This is a genomic window from Armatimonas sp. (assembly GCF_031410135.1).
GTDB lineage: Bacteria > Armatimonadota > Armatimonadia > Armatimonadales > Armatimonadaceae > Armatimonas.
On the sequence record NZ_JANNYP010000356.1, the window covers coordinates 1 to 13,024 of the forward strand.

The 13,024-nt window shown below is 58.4% G+C and carries 19 protein-coding genes; 3 read left to right on the forward strand and 16 right to left on the reverse strand.

The genetic code is table 11. From position 1 onward, the window contains the following. The 9 genes from RMO15_RS33260 to RMO15_RS13095 all read right to left on the reverse strand — a co-directional run. A partial coding sequence (locus tag RMO15_RS33260; RefSeq protein ID WP_369016108.1) for an SDR family NAD(P)-dependent oxidoreductase occupies positions 1-123 on the reverse strand: 123 nt, incomplete at its 3' end. Further along, positions 120-1,343, reverse strand: coding sequence for a glycoside hydrolase family 88 protein (locus tag RMO15_RS13060; protein ID WP_309713185.1), 1,224 nt, complete (start codon positions 1,341-1,343; stop codon positions 120-122). The genes RMO15_RS33260 and RMO15_RS13060, both read right to left, overlap by 4 nt. Positions 1,344-1,357: 14 nt before the next feature. Beyond that, positions 1,358-2,128 (reverse strand): hypothetical protein, encoded by a 771-nt coding sequence (locus RMO15_RS13065; protein ID WP_309713188.1) that lies wholly within the window; start codon positions 2,126-2,128, stop codon positions 1,358-1,360. Next, positions 2,125-2,898, reverse strand: a complete 774-nt coding sequence (locus RMO15_RS13070) for a hypothetical protein (protein ID WP_309713191.1) — start codon at positions 2,896-2,898, stop codon at positions 2,125-2,127. Before RMO15_RS13070 ends, RMO15_RS13065 begins: the two co-directional genes overlap by 4 nt. A 3-nt stretch (positions 2,899-2,901) precedes the next feature. Continuing rightward, entirely contained in the window at positions 2,902-3,276 is a 375-nt protein-coding gene (locus tag RMO15_RS13075) for a hypothetical protein (protein ID WP_309713194.1), read from the reverse strand. Continuing rightward, positions 3,273-3,545 carry a hypothetical protein gene (locus RMO15_RS13080; protein WP_309713197.1) on the reverse strand — a complete coding sequence of 91 codons (273 nt, stop codon included), beginning with the start codon at positions 3,543-3,545 and terminating at the stop codon, positions 3,273-3,275. Before RMO15_RS13080 ends, RMO15_RS13075 begins: the two co-directional genes overlap by 4 nt. A 9-nt stretch (positions 3,546-3,554) precedes the next feature. Next, positions 3,555-4,547: a hypothetical protein gene (locus RMO15_RS13085; protein WP_309713201.1), complete on the reverse strand. Its 993-nt coding sequence runs from the start codon at positions 4,545-4,547 to the stop codon at positions 3,555-3,557. Positions 4,548-4,650: 103 nt separating this feature from the next. Beyond that, positions 4,651-5,655, reverse strand: coding sequence for an NAD-dependent epimerase/dehydratase family protein (locus tag RMO15_RS13090; protein ID WP_309713204.1), 1,005 nt, complete (start codon positions 5,653-5,655; stop codon positions 4,651-4,653). A gap of 48 nt (positions 5,656-5,703) precedes the next feature. After that, positions 5,704-6,795: a thioredoxin family protein gene (locus RMO15_RS13095; RefSeq protein WP_309713207.1), complete on the reverse strand. Its 1,092-nt coding sequence runs from the start codon at positions 6,793-6,795 to the stop codon at positions 5,704-5,706. A gap of 89 nt (positions 6,796-6,884) precedes the next feature. On the opposite strand from RMO15_RS13095, the gene RMO15_RS13100 reads away from it, so the two are divergent. Further along, on the forward strand, positions 6,885-7,688 hold the full coding sequence (locus RMO15_RS13100) for a DUF1559 domain-containing protein (RefSeq protein ID WP_309713210.1): 804 nt from the start codon (positions 6,885-6,887) through the stop codon (positions 7,686-7,688). Positions 7,689-7,702: 14 nt separating this feature from the next. On the opposite strand, the gene RMO15_RS13105 is transcribed toward RMO15_RS13100, so the two are convergent. The 3 genes from RMO15_RS13105 to RMO15_RS13115 form a co-directional block, all read right to left on the reverse strand. Continuing rightward, on the reverse strand, positions 7,703-8,182 hold the full coding sequence (locus RMO15_RS13105) for a DinB family protein (RefSeq protein ID WP_309713213.1): 480 nt from the start codon (positions 8,180-8,182) through the stop codon (positions 7,703-7,705). Further along, positions 8,175-8,555, reverse strand: coding sequence for a VOC family protein (locus tag RMO15_RS13110; protein ID WP_309713216.1), 381 nt, complete (start codon positions 8,553-8,555; stop codon positions 8,175-8,177). Before RMO15_RS13110 ends, RMO15_RS13105 begins: the two co-directional genes overlap by 8 nt. A 98-nt stretch (positions 8,556-8,653) precedes the next feature. After that, positions 8,654-10,189: a YifB family Mg chelatase-like AAA ATPase gene (locus RMO15_RS13115; protein WP_309713219.1), complete on the reverse strand. Its 1,536-nt coding sequence runs from the start codon at positions 10,187-10,189 to the stop codon at positions 8,654-8,656. 48 nt (positions 10,190-10,237) lie between these two features. On the opposite strand from RMO15_RS13115, the gene RMO15_RS13120 reads away from it, so the two are divergent. Next, the gene (locus RMO15_RS13120; protein ID WP_309713222.1) at positions 10,238-10,876 is read left to right on the forward strand and encodes a hypothetical protein; all 639 of its coding nucleotides are present in this window, start codon (positions 10,238-10,240) and stop codon (positions 10,874-10,876) included. Here the strand turns inward: RMO15_RS13120 and RMO15_RS13125 are convergent. The 4 genes from RMO15_RS13125 to RMO15_RS13140 form a co-directional block, all read right to left on the reverse strand. Beyond that, on the reverse strand, positions 10,866-11,084 hold the full coding sequence (locus RMO15_RS13125) for a hypothetical protein (RefSeq protein ID WP_309713224.1): 219 nt from the start codon (positions 11,082-11,084) through the stop codon (positions 10,866-10,868). The two genes, RMO15_RS13120 and RMO15_RS13125, sit on opposite strands and share 11 nt — an antisense overlap. A gap of 271 nt (positions 11,085-11,355) precedes the next feature. Then, positions 11,356-11,568, reverse strand: a complete 213-nt coding sequence (locus RMO15_RS13130) for a hypothetical protein (RefSeq protein WP_309713228.1) — start codon at positions 11,566-11,568, stop codon at positions 11,356-11,358. Beyond that, the gene (locus RMO15_RS13135; RefSeq protein WP_309713230.1) at positions 11,565-12,011 is read right to left on the reverse strand and encodes a hypothetical protein; all 447 of its coding nucleotides are present in this window, start codon (positions 12,009-12,011) and stop codon (positions 11,565-11,567) included. Before RMO15_RS13135 ends, RMO15_RS13130 begins: the two co-directional genes overlap by 4 nt. Positions 12,012-12,087: 76 nt before the next feature. Then, positions 12,088-12,564, reverse strand: a complete 477-nt coding sequence (locus RMO15_RS13140; RefSeq protein WP_309713233.1) for a hypothetical protein — start codon at positions 12,562-12,564, stop codon at positions 12,088-12,090. Here RMO15_RS13140 and RMO15_RS13145 point away from each other — a divergent pair. Beyond that, positions 12,563-13,024, forward strand: a 462-nt coding sequence (locus RMO15_RS13145) for a DPP IV N-terminal domain-containing protein (RefSeq protein ID WP_309713236.1), incomplete at its 3' end; no start/stop codon positions are given. The two genes, RMO15_RS13140 and RMO15_RS13145, sit on opposite strands and share 2 nt — an antisense overlap.

The window sequence follows — 13,024 nt, forward strand, 5'->3', positions numbered from 1 at the left end:
GGCGGTGGTATTGCCCGCGTAGTTCACCACCACAAACCACCCAAGTTTACCCAGCTCAATTGCAATCCCGCGCCCAATCCCCCGCCCCGCGCCCGTCACCAGTGCCACTTGCCGATTGCTCACTTCGTGGCTCCGTCCACCGGTGAGGCGACATCTTCTTCCGTGGGGCCGTCCACCCAGGTCTTGAACTCCGCCGGGAGCGAGTCCTCGGGGTAAGGCTGGACACCTATCCCCAACCCCTCACCTAAAGGCAAGGGGCTTTTTGGCTGGATGGCTTTCCAGAGGGCTTCGACGAAGAAGTACTCGCTGAAGAGGCAGGCTTCGTGGACGCCGATGTTTTTGTGGATGTGGTAGATCGAGCCGTTGAGGGTCCCCTCAAAACCGGGCGTCTTGTCACCGAGGTACTGCTCGCAGCAGAGCTCTAGGCTTCGGATGGCCCAGGCACGGTACGCCGCGCCTTTGATGGGATCGGGGCAGACGTTGGCAAGATCGAGTAAACCCGATGCGGCGATGGCGCTCCCCGAGGTGTCCACGTCCTGGTTGGGAGCATCGAAGTCCCAGGCGGTGACGCCACCACCGGGGAGCTGGGTGAGGAGGTAGTCGGCGTTGGCCATCGCGGTCTGCAAGTAGATAGCGCGGCCTGTCTGCTGGTAGGTGCGGGTGAAGCCGTAGAGCGACCACGCCAGGCCACGTGCCCAGCAGGAGTCGCCACGGTAGCCTTGGTGTGTGCTCTGGCGCAGGCACTCACCGGTGGTCAGATCAAAGAGCGCCTCGTGGCTGGTCGAGCCATCGCCGCGGATAATCGTCCGGCGTGTGGTCTCACAGTGGCGGTGCGCCACGGCCAGCAAGTGCTCGTCGGAGAGGCGCAGACCGGCGCGGAAGATCGTCCCGACGTTCATCATGATGTCAATGAACAAGCTGGCGGGCTCGACAAAGCTGCGCAGGTACTGGCCGTTTGACATAAAGCGCATCGCCATGGTCTTGCCCGCTTGGTCCAGAAGTGCGTTGATGTGCGCCTCAGGGCCACCGAGCTCTAGCCAGCGCAGGTGCGTGGAGAAGAAGAGAAAGCCGAGGTCGTGGACAGCTCTATCGTACTGACGTGGCTCTAAGGGGGTGCTGCGCTTGACGGCTTGGTCCAGCCAGAAGCTCTCGCCGGTCGCCTTGGCGAAGAGAAACATCATGCCGGGGTAGAAGCCGTCGCACCAGTGCGTCCAGCGTTTTGTGTCCTGGCCAAACTTGCCATGGACGGTGTACATAGGGTAGTAATCAGCGGGGTAAGTGGCGATCAGGGCTCTCACCTGGGCCTGCGCAAAGGCGAAGGCGCTCTCTAGCGTTGCGTTCACAAGACGCAGTATACCTAGGTTCCCCACTCACGCTCTAGTGTCTCCCAGTGAAAGAGCTGTGACTGAAGCTCACGGCGCATCGCACGGGCCACATCGCCCACCGTCACGAGGTTTTTCGGCCAGAGCGGCTTGACGGGCTGCTCAAAGAGAAACGCCTTGCAGAGCCACGCGCCCAAGCCACTCAGGAAGAGCCGCCCCAGCAGCGGCGCGTTGTCAATCCGCATCACGACAACCGTCACCACGGCCCAGAGTGCCAGTGCGCCCCAAGACTTTTCCGCAAGCGGCCACCAGACTGTCTGGAGCTTCACCTCGGGCCACAGCCCTCCCCAAGGCTCCGGAAGCCGCTCCCATAGCCCCACCAGCCGGGCTTCGGGCACGACGGCGGAGATCTTCGCCTCGGCGGTAACTTCCTGCCCTATCGCACGCCCCAGAACCGCCACCAGCTGCGCCTCTGAGGCATCCAGTGCCACCAGTGCCTGCCAGCGGGCCATAAAGGTCTCTTCGGCTATTGAGACGAGATCCCCAAGCTGTAGCGATGGTGGCACCAGTGGTTCAAAGACAAGCTGAAGCTGTTCCGCAATCGAGCCGTACACATCTTCGACTTCTTCCTCGTCGTTGGGATCAAGAACCGCTTGCCAGCCCGAGACATCCAGCTCACTTTTTTGGCAGCGCGTCGCCACCAGACGTGTCAGTGCCAGCCGCGAGAGCGGTGGCGTCAAGCCCTCCGGCCACTCCAGGGGCTGCCCGGCTTCATGCCGCAGCTGTCGCGCTTGTTCCAGTGTCATTCTTCTTCCAATCGGGATTCGCGCACCATTTCTTCAGACTCACGCACGGCACGCTGCTGCAATGCCCCAATAAACTCACCAAAATTCAGGGTTGGATTTGTCCAGTATTCTTTCCGATTGTAGTCGGCAAGACGCGTGTAAGCAAACCCAACCGAATACAGAATCAAGAGCCCCCACCAAAGGGTGATCATCTTCAGGCAATACAGGCCGACTAACACCAAACTGGTAAAGATGAGAAGTGCTTGAAATGCTCCCAGCAGCTCTTCATTTTGCATCTTCGTGTAAGCAAGCCGACGAGTCCCCCAGTCAAGAACGCGGCTGAGCGCAATGCCATCCCCCGGCGCGAGGCGGTCGGAAAGTCGCTCGTCCTCAGTAAAGCTAAAACGATCATCGCGTGTCACGGTTCGTAGCCATCCCAGTAACCACTCGTGCACGTTTTGCCATGCGTCGGGCGACTTCCCAAAGCGCCATCCGCGTGCCCAGCGCGCCAGATAGATACTCTCACAGATCCAAAAAAGAGATTCCTGATTCGTCGGGACTGTCGTGTCTCGCCAAACCCCATCCACGAGCCCATCACTTCGGTGCGAAACCAGCCACTCACAGCCTGCCAGCTTGCCTTCGAGATCCGTCAGCGGAAACGTCACACTCTCCAGAAACCGCCGTGCCAGCTCCACGCGATCCAGCGGCGGCGCGGGAATACCGTCCTCAAGCTCCCAAGTAAGCTCGCCGTCCAGCTCGATCAGAAATCGCTCCACCTCTTCTCGTGTCACGGATTATGCTCTCTCTATCGTAATTGATCCACCAGAAACGAGTTCCAGTGTCACCAGTGACCGATGAAGGAGCTTCATTCCAAGTAAAGGCTTTGTGGCATCATTCACCAGAGCAAAGACCGTTTTTGGCCGCCCATCCCAGAGAAGGGTGATTTCATAGCGGGCGACGGGGCGAATCGTTCCATCGGCAAGCTCCATTTCGCGTAGGTCTACCGGGGCTGCCCCCAGCTCTTGGACTTGTTCTTTACTGAGCATCAGAAAGCCCGTAAAACCGGTGTCCAGAATCGTCGTCACGGGAATTCGCGCACCCGAGACAGTAACCATCTCGAGTTCAACCGTGATCTCACTTCGATCTAGCAAGTAGGTTCCGACAATCACGCAGCTTGTTCCTGTTCAAGTTGCAGAGAGGTTCCAACAGCATCTGCAGTTCGGAAGCCAACTTTAAGACTGAAAATCTTAGCTTGGGGATGACGTGAACGTAAATTCCGAAAAAGCTCGACATCGTTGCCGTCTTCCCCGATTTCATAGTCCCCTGTATCCACGTCAATCATCAGGAGCTTTCCCAAGTTTTCAGGGATAGCAAGCCGGGTACGAAGCTGGAGCTCGTAGATGGATTTGCCTCTTGCGATGATCTCTTCCATAGTCATGACTTGATTTTATCGCAACCACTCATCGAGGTGCTCCGCGATAAAATCGTCGTCGGGCTGGGTGAGATAGGGATAGGCGGCTCGGACGCGCTCGATCTCGGCTTGTTGCCCCGGTGAGAGCCCTTCGTTTTCGTCCAGGCACCAGATGCCTTCCAGCAAGCCCTGCTGCTGCAAGACGTAGTGAATTCCGGCGATGCAGCCGTGAAAGCTGTTGGCGGCATCGAAGATCGCAGCGTTCATGTCCGTGACCGCGACGCCGGTTTCGAGGAGCGGGGCGGGGATTGTGTCGGTGACGGCTTGGCAGGTTTTTAGCAGCGCGACGGCGCTCTTGGTCCAGCAGGCCCAGTGCCCCAGAAGCCCTCCGACAATGCGGCGACCAAAGTAAGTCGTCACCAAGTCCGTCACAATCGCATCGTCGTTACCCGTGTAGAGCGCGATGTCTTGGCGGCCCGTCGCCACGAGCGCACGCACCACATCGAGAGTCTGGTAGCGGTTGAATGGCGCGATCTTCACCGCGATTACGCTCTCGATCTCAAAGAAGCGCCGCCAGAACGCATACGGAAGAACGCGCCCGCCGACCGCAGGCTGTAAGTAAAACCCGACTATTGGGAGGATCTCTCCCACGGCGCGGCAGTGGGCAAGAAGCGCGTTGTCATCGGCGTTCTTCAGTGCGGCTAAGGAGAGCAGGCCCGCCTCATAGCCCAGAGACTTGAGCAGCGTTGCCTCCGCGACCGCTTGCTTGGTGTCGCCACAGACCCCACCGATCCGAAAAACCTCGCGGCCCGCCCGATCCATTTCTTCTTTTGCCAGATGCAGCACCGGCTCAAACAGCCCGATTTTTGGGTCACGAATCGCAAACTGCGTCGTGTGAACGCCCACGGCCAGCCCACCAACACCTGCCGCCAAATAATAGCGCGTCAGTGCCCGCTGCCGCCGCTCATCCAGCTTCCGGTTTGCATTGAGCGCCAGCGGCTGTGCGGGGATGGCTAAACCTCTCCCCAACCCCTCTCCCGGACAGTCGTTCCTCCTTGGGAAAGGGGCTATTTCCGAAAGCCCCTTTCCCAGTGAGCTTGCGAGCGCCCGGGAGAGGGGTTGGGGAGAGGTCTCAGAACTTTCCATCGCGCACCTCGAACTTCGTGGGCTTCCCTAGTGTGTGGCCGCCGTTTTTGATCCACTCCGCCGTCCATTCGAGGATTTGCGCAATACCGACGGTCGGGTAGCCAAAGGTGCGGTGGGCTTTCTGGCCATTGGAGAGCAGTGCATGCGTGGCTTCCTCATCCTCGAAGTTCGGCTCTTTACCGAGGTGCTTACCAAGCTGCTTAGCGATTCGACGGACGGAGAGTTGCTCGGGCCCGGCGAGGTTGAAGATACTGGCGGGAGATGAGACGTGCGCCAGGCTCTGGAGCGCCCAGGCGTTGGCATCACCTTGCCAGATGACGTTCACCGCGGCCATGGCGACAGAGATCCGGGTGCCCTCCCAGACTTTTTTGGCAATATCACAGAGCACACCGTACCGCAGCTCAACCGCGTAGTTGAGGCGGAGAAGGGAAACGGGCGTTTCGTAGGCTTGCGAAAAATACTGAAAGATCCGCTCACGTCCCAGGCAGCTCTGGGCGTACTCACCGACGGGGTTGGGAGCATCGGTCTCGACACTGCCGCCAAGGTGGAGGGGAGTCAGTGGGTAGACATTGCCCGTGGAGAACGCGGCGATCCGGCTGGTGGTGAAGCGCTGGCAGACGAGGCCGGGTAGAAAGCTGTTCATTGCCCAGGTCAGCGGCTCGTTGCCCGTTGCGCCAAACTTCATCCCCGCCATGAAGACGATATTCTGCACATCGGGAAGCGTGAGGAGCGCATCGACATCCAGTAAGTCAGCTGCAATGGTCTCCACTCCCGCAAGCTCTAGCGCGGCACGCGTCGTGGCATCCGAGAAGCGGCTCACGGCGATGACGCGGCGTGATTTACCAACAGCACGCTTTGCCATCCGTGCCAGGGTCGGCCCCATCTTGCCCGCTGCGCCAAGAATCAGAAAATCACCGTCCAGCGTGTCCAGTGCGGAGATGACTGCGGGAGTAGGCTCCGAGAGTATGTCCTCTAGTTCCTCAAGTGTCATGCCGCCACCATTCGGCACGCACCTCGCTATTTCCTTATTTCTTTGCCCTCAGCGCTTGGCGAGAAACTCGACAAGCTGCGTGCCCCGCTGGTAGCCGACGGCGCGTCGGAGCTCTTTGCCGCTGGAATCTAGCAAGATCATGGTCGGGTAGGCTGCCACGCTGAGCTTCTTGGTCAAGTCGCGCCGTAGATCGCCGTCTACTTTTACCCGAACCACATTTTGCGCCGCCTCCACAACGGCCAACTGCGAGTACACCAGCGAATCCATACTCTTGCACGGGCCACACCAGGTCGTCTCAAAGTCCACAAAAAGCCGCTTGCCCGTTTTCTTTGCCAGCGCAGCAGCTTCCTCGAAGTTATGCAAAAACGCAACGGGTGTTGCGGCTTTGGGAGCGGCCTTGTCTTCGCGGAATATATCGCGCTTGCCGGTTTCCTCGGCCTCGGTGATGCCCGGATCGAAGCGCTCAAAGCGCAGCGAGGCACCCTCGGGATCGATGGCCGTCGGGCGGTACGCTGCTCCGTCCAGCCAGACATGATCCTCAAGGCCACGGGAGCTGCTCCCCAGAATCCCCTCGCGTGTCCTGGAGAGCATCCAGGCGTCGCGCTGGTCAAAAACGCCGTCCATCTGCATCTCCGTGATCAAGACAAAGGCGGGCTTTCCTTCCAACAGCACCTGTCCCTCATGCCAGCCCCGGCGGCTCCAGCGAAGCGTGGGCGCAGCACCCGGCTCTTGCGGATCCTCGACGAACCAGAGATTGATCGGGTACGGGCGGCTCGTTCTATTGTCCGCAGTGGGAATAGGAACAGAGATCGGGCCAAAGCTCGACCACCACTTTCCGGTGCGCTCCGTCGGAGCGGTCTCTAAGAGTTCGTCGGGAGTCCGTTTGCCGTCCCGGTTCGCGTCTACCCAGAGCTGGTTAAAACGCGACGCGTCTTTCTTGGAGAGTTCCACAACAATCTCCGGTAAGTTCTTCGGACCAAGGGGGAAACTCCCCTGCAATGCCTGCCCTGCCACGCGTAGCTTGACAGTCGCACCTTTGGGGCTCCAGCGTAGTGCCTCTTTGGTAGCGATCGGGCTCGGTGTCAGCGAAACCCTCACGGGATCACGGGGCAATAAGGCCAGTAAACAGAGAAAAAACATACCCCATCGTACCTTTTTTTACTGTTTTGCAAGTAACTGAGGATTCTGATAGAATTCGCGCAACGTTACTTCCAAGGTCGGAATACTTTATGTTATCTCGAACACCTCGTTCTCGTCAGACTTTTACCCTGATTGAGCTTCTTGTCGTGATCGCGATTATCGCGATACTTGCCGCCATTCTTTTCCCCGTCTTTGCGCGTGCCCGTGAGGCAGCACGCAAAACGGCCTGTCTGTCGAACCTTAAGCAGATCGGTACGGCACTCCTAATGTACTGCCAGGACTACGACGAGACCCTCGTTCCGGTGGCAAGTGGCGTCTGTCCGGGACCAACAGCCTACTCCTGGGCAGATCTTTCCTATGCCTACACCAAGAACGAGAAACTCTTCGACTGCCCCACCGCGACGCTAAGGATGAAGCTCAACACCGCGCTCAATCCGCCCCGTTTTCACCGGGACATGGGAGGTGTCGGGGCAAACGTGAACATTGACTGCACGACAGGCGCGACGATTGCCGCAGGGCTGGGCTTTAACTACGGCGTCAATGCCTTTGGCCCTCAGACTGGCCAGACCGATCAGACCGCTGGCCCCTTCTGGACACGTGGCTCAGGAGAGATGCCCAACGGCGCACTCGCATCCCACCCCAAGCCCGCTGAGATCATCGCCATCGCCGACAGCCGGGGAGCCTCGCCTTGGTCTATGGCGGGTGGCAACGGTGTTTATGACCTGCCCTCCGTGGATGGCCAGGCGGATGCACGGCGACACACGGGCGACCGTACCCTCCAGAACTACGGCGGGCTCAACGTGATGTTCATGGACGGCCACGCCAAGTACACCAACATGCGCCAGTCTGTTCAACGCCCTGGTAATATCTGGACTGTCCGCGACGACGACTAATCCCTCTCGCAAGGCTAGTTGTCCGGCGTCACTTCTCCCAAGAGATGCCGGACAGTGTACATCTGCCCAATGTGGTAGCCGACATGGAACACCATGTACTGTAGCACTTCGCCATAAGTATTCCCCGGTGAGCCATCCGGGGCAGAGGCCTCCAAATCCAAATTCCGTGCCTTGAGATGGGCAACTGCCTCGTGGTGCACCCGCGCGAGCTCTGCGCCAACCTGCGGCGCCGTCATCGCAAGCTGCTCCTCAGAGGGCGGCGTCACCACGGTCACGGGGTAGTACCAGAACCGTGGGTCAATCAGCGGGCTACTCAGCGGGCCCTCGCCTGCAAACCGATTCGCCTCGGCATAGGCAATGTGCCCCGCCAGCTCGCCGATAGAGAGAATTCCCTCCGCGGGCCGCTTCCAGACGTTCTCATCCGCCAGTCCTGAAAACGCCTCGGTGACCTCAAAGTACGCCAACTCCAACTGGCTCAGATAAGTATCAAGCATCTTTTGGCTCCCGGGTCAGGGACTGCATGATACCGGAGACAACTCCTTCAGTATCGGTAAAGTAGGCAAGCCAACCAACTCCGGGAATCTCGTGTTTCTCCATCGAGATCGTCCCCCCCGCAGCCATCACTGCCGCAACAGACGCATCAATATCCTCGACATCAATTACATTGATTGGGGCTTTGGGAAACTGTGGATCGTGAGCAGCCAGGCCGCCGCTAATACCAAAAGCCTCCTCAGGCCCTGTCTTGACCAGCCAGTACTCCATCGGGCCATCCCACTTGTGAAACTCCCAGCCAAAAACCTGGCTATAAAAAGCCATCGCCCGCTCCGGGTTCTCCGCCGGAAGCTCAAAATGAATCACTCGTGCCATTGTCTTATTTCCTCCTCTAACAACTCTTTATCGCAGTATACAAACATAAGTTTACACAATTTCGGAAATTTGTCAATGACTTTTTTGAAGATCCCACCTCACCGCCAGAACTTCCGGTCCAGAGTTCTGTACTGCACTGCCTCCGCAATATGTGCGACGCCGATAGTCTCGGAGCCTGCGAGATCGGCGATCGTGCGGGCGACTTTTAAGATGCGGTCGTAGGCACGGGCGGAGAGCTGCATCGCGGTAATGGCAGAGCCCAGCAGCGACTTTGCCTCGGGCTCCATCACGCAGTGGCGCTGGAGCTGACGGGCGCTCATGTGGGCGTTGCAGTAGAGGCTCTCACGGGTAAAGCGCTGGCGCTGGAGGCACCGTGCCCGCTCCACCCGCTCGCGAATGGCGCTCGACGTCTCGCCCGCAGGCGGCGCGGTGAGCTCGTCGTGGTGGAGACGTGGCACCTCGATGTGAATGTCAATTCTATCGAGCAACGGACCGGAGATTTTGCTTAGATATTTCGCCACAGCCTGCTGTGAGCAGGAGCAAGCCCGCACGGAGTCGCCAAAGTAGCCACACGGGCAGGGGTTCATGGCGGCGATCAGGGTGAAGCGAGCGGGGTAGGTCAGTGAGGCGGCAGCGCGGGCAATCGTGACATGGCCATCTTCCAGCGGCTGGCGCATGACTTCTAGCACATCGCGATTGAACTCAGGGAGCTCATCGAGAAACAGCACGCCGAAGTGTGCGAGGGAGACCTCACCCGGACGAGGGATGCTACCTCCGCCCGTCAGGCCCGCATTGGAGATGGTGTGGTGCGGCGAGCGAAACGGGCGCTCGGTGATCAGCGCCGCGCCGCTGGCAAGCTGGCCCGAGACGGAGTAGAGCTTGGTGACTTCCAGTGCCTCTTCTACCGAGAGTGTGGGCAGAATTGTCGGGAGCCGCCGTGCGAGCATGGTCTTGCCCGAGCCGGGGGAGCCCAGCAGCAAGACATTGTGCCCTCCGGCGGCGGCCACCTCAAGCGCACGCTTTACCTGCGCCTGACCTTTCACGTCGCTAAAGTCCACATCGCTGCTCTGGCGGTGCGCCAGGATCTTCTGCGGATCTTCACGCACCGGGACGAAGAACTCGGGGTCGTTGAGGATCTCCAGCACTTGGGTCAGCGAGGTCACCCCATACACATCCACTTCTCCCACAATCGCTGCCTCGCGGGTGTTGGCTTCGGGGACGATCAGGCGCTTACGACCGTTCTGCCGTGCCCAGAGCGCCAGGGGAAGAACGCCCGAGACGGGGCGCACGGCTCCATCTAGGCCCAGCTCGCCGATAAAGACCGTCTCCAGAAGCTGCTCGGGCGCGAGCTGCTCAGTTGCCACTAAGAGGCCAATCGCGATGGGCAGGTCAAACGCTGGTCCTGCTTTTCGAATATCTGCCGGGGCAAGGTTCACGATAATGCGCTTCTCGTACGGGAAGCGTAGGCCACTGTTGCGGATCGCAGCCCGCACCCGCTCCCGGCTCTCCTGAACCGCCGCATCGGGCAGGCCGACGATTGTAAAGCTCGGCACCGTGCCCGAGACATTGACCTCCGCCCGCACGCCATAGGCATCTACCCCAAATATTGCCGCCGATTCTACCACTGCTAACATTTTCGTTGTCACCTTTTCGTTTCAGATTCGTCTTTAGAACGGGTGACAATGGCCGATTCTGATAAAACACGCGAAATATTTTTTGACGCCCCAACCAAAGTACTTCTCTGGCTGGTCGGTGGGCTGGCGGCGCTGGTCGTCGGGCTGAGTGGTCGCGCCTATCTCCAGCTTCCCAAAGCTCCCAATGCGCCCTCGAACAAAACGAACAAAACCAAAGCCACTCCTAAGCCGCGTCCCCGCCCCACGGCCACACCTGCCCCCGAGAACGTGCTACGGATTTTTCGCGCCAACGAGATTCGCCCACGCCTCTGGCGCGTGGAGCAAGAAAACGACGAGCTTCTGCGCCTCGCCAGCCCCTCAGGAGCCATCTTTGAACAGCGACTTCTCTCTCTCGATGAGGGAATGAGCCCACGCGCCATTGTGGAGCGGCTGGATGCCAAGATGTCGAGCTGGGGCCAGGAGTACCAGAGGATTCGCGCCAGTAGTGTCGAGCGGGGTGGCCAGAAGATGACACGGCTAGAGTATGCGCTCAATCTTCCCGGCAAGCCGTCGCAGCGCAGTATCACCATCGTCGGGCGGGTTCGGGTCGGCGGCCAGCGCCGCGTCGCAAGCTGGACACTGGCCTCCACCGACGAGAACCTCGACACGGATCGGATTCAGCTCAACCAGAGTGGCGTTAAGCTTTGATGCCGAGTTTTTCGAGGAGCTGAGGCCGTGTCTTGAGGGCGCGGCGGGCGAGCTTGCGGTAGAGCATGATGGCCTGAATGTCGGGGTCGCTGCTGTGCCCGGTGGTGACAAGCTTGGCACGCATTAGGATATTGTCAATGGTGTAGCTGGTAAAGGCTCGGGGCTTCGCCTTGGCCATGTTCGTCGTCTCGCTGTTGTTCTCTGGCATCTGATTGTTGTCCTTTCTGATCGCGCTCTTACCGTGTCGAAAGTCATCACTGCAAGTTATTTTCTCGCCGTTACATTACGGCACCTCGTTGTTACATTACAACATCTCGCTGCTTCTATGATATGTCCTGTGAATACATTCTGGCAATTTGCTCATACAGCATAACATCTATTCGACTCATTGCCATTCTGCACCGCTTCCTCAAGCTCTCTTGCAGAAGCATTTGTCTTGCACGTCGTCGCAATGCCTTGACTCGCCATCGCACAGGCTCTCACGCGGCCTTCTGTGTCGTTGTTCTTTGTCGAAGCAAGTAATCACAAATGTCTGCTTGAAGCTGATTGAGCTGTTTTTCGTAGCCTTCAGAGGCAAGAGGAATCAGAGCGGGCTGTGTCTCAGCGAGATGCCGCTGCATTGCCTCTAGCATGCCTTTAAAGCTTGCAGTCTGGTTAAGCGCAATCTCTAGCTGTTCGGGTGTTTCAATCATATCTTTAGTTCCACAAGCCCTTTGGGGCGCTTGTCTTTGCTGTAGTCAAAACCATCTAAACGACAGAACTCGGGATATTTTCGTGCTGCCGCCGCTGAGAAAAACAGGAGATCGCCCCCATAGATTTCTTTACACACTTGATAGTTCAGCAGAAGCCGTGCCTCGGTATTCTCCATCAAAATATCTTCGATTCCCTCGTCACCTACAAAGATCGCATCAAAGTCGCCCGGTTCGGCCTTCGTGGAGATAAAGCTCCCATTGAGCAGGAGCCGTCCGGTGATGTTGTACTCTCTGGCTCGATCCCGGCAGAGCAGGAGGCGCTCCATAATGCGGCGGCGCTTCGTCTCTGGCTGACCTCCAAAGACCACGACAAGCTCCTCCCACGTCGTAGGATGATGCCCCGCCGGAAGCCAACCATCGTCGCGAAAATCGGGAAGTGCCATCGTCGAAATTATACCTCACCGCACTTTCGCGTCCAAGTTCCCGACGGAGTAGGCTTTCGAGTGCAGCTTAACGGACTTATTTGCGATCATCCACGACAAGTTCAAAAGGTGTAGCTGTCCGAAGCTCGCCCGTCCAGCCTTGCTCCCGTGCCTGCCGTACACAGCTCGCCAGCTCATGGGGAAAAATGCCCCGGTGCGGTAGCGCAACTGTGGCATCCGGCAGGCACTGAGAGAATAGCCAGAAATCATAGCGGGGCATTGTCCAGCATATCCGAAGAGGTTGATTTTTCTTGTTGCCGCCACGCCAGAGCCAATAGGTTTGTTGATAAAAAGAATTAGCCAACGCATTCCCAGATGCAAAACCAATATAAAGTTCCCCATCAAAGACAAACCGACGTAGTGGGAATCGAGCCTTTGTTTTCTTGACAACGGGACGACGGGCGATTTGGTGACGTTTGGGAGTTTTGTCCGGCATAGCAGATAAAACAGTATCGTTCAAAACTGCACTTATGCTCAACTGGTGGTGCGGAAATCTCGCGTTATAATATTTCATGCGAGCTTCCTTAATCTTCGCCGCTGCTCTTGTGTGCGCGGCCCCGACGTTTGCGTTTGCCCAGAACAAGACCTTCACTTTTGAGGAGGCCCTTGGTGGCTCGGGGGTGAGCCTTGCGGCGACTCCGCAGGGTTCGGTGAGCTGGGTCACGGGCACGGTTTATAAGCTGTCCAAAGACGGGGTGGAGAAGTTTATAGATGCCCGCACGAGCACCGAGGTGCCACAGCCTAAGCAGATTGAGCCCGGTCAGCTTGCGAGTGCTACGGCGGGGCGACGACGGCGGGGCGCGGCGGGGATGAGTCTGACGAGCCCCGATGGGCGCTACACGGCCTATGTCAAGAACAACAATCTCTACCTCAAAGATAGCCAGGGCAGCGATGACAAACAGCTCACCAAAGACGGCTCCGCGACGATACTAAATGGCATTCTGGACTGGGTCTACGACGAAGAAGTCTACGGG

Coding starts and splice junctions, on each gene's coding strand:
- RMO15_RS13065 (WP_309713188.1), bottom strand. CDS start 2,128: ATGACACTGGAACAAGCGCGACAGCTGCGGCATGAAGCCGGGCAGCCC.
- RMO15_RS13080 (WP_309713197.1), bottom strand. CDS start 3,545: ATGACTATGGAAGAGATCATCGCAAGAGGCAAATCCATCTACGAGCTC.
- RMO15_RS13090 (WP_309713204.1), bottom strand. CDS start 5,655: ATGACACTTGAGGAACTAGAGGACATACTCTCGGAGCCTACTCCCGCA.
- RMO15_RS13095 (WP_309713207.1), bottom strand. CDS start 6,795: ATGTTTTTTCTCTGTTTACTGGCCTTATTGCCCCGTGATCCCGTGAGG.
- RMO15_RS13100 (WP_309713210.1), top strand. CDS start 6,885: ATGTTATCTCGAACACCTCGTTCTCGTCAGACTTTTACCCTGATTGAG.
- RMO15_RS13105 (WP_309713213.1), bottom strand. CDS start 8,182: ATGCTTGATACTTATCTGAGCCAGTTGGAGTTGGCGTACTTTGAGGTC.
- RMO15_RS13110 (WP_309713216.1), bottom strand. CDS start 8,555: ATGGCACGAGTGATTCATTTTGAGCTTCCGGCGGAGAACCCGGAGCGG.
- RMO15_RS13115 (WP_309713219.1), bottom strand. CDS start 10,189: ATGTTAGCAGTGGTAGAATCGGCGGCAATATTTGGGGTAGATGCCTAT.
- RMO15_RS13120 (WP_309713222.1), top strand. CDS start 10,238: ATGGCCGATTCTGATAAAACACGCGAAATATTTTTTGACGCCCCAACC.
- RMO15_RS13125 (WP_309713224.1), bottom strand. CDS start 11,084: ATGCCAGAGAACAACAGCGAGACGACGAACATGGCCAAGGCGAAGCCC.
- RMO15_RS13130 (WP_309713228.1), bottom strand. CDS start 11,568: ATGATTGAAACACCCGAACAGCTAGAGATTGCGCTTAACCAGACTGCA.
- RMO15_RS13135 (WP_309713230.1), bottom strand. CDS start 12,011: ATGGCACTTCCCGATTTTCGCGACGATGGTTGGCTTCCGGCGGGGCAT.
- RMO15_RS13140 (WP_309713233.1), bottom strand. CDS start 12,564: ATGAAATATTATAACGCGAGATTTCCGCACCACCAGTTGAGCATAAGT.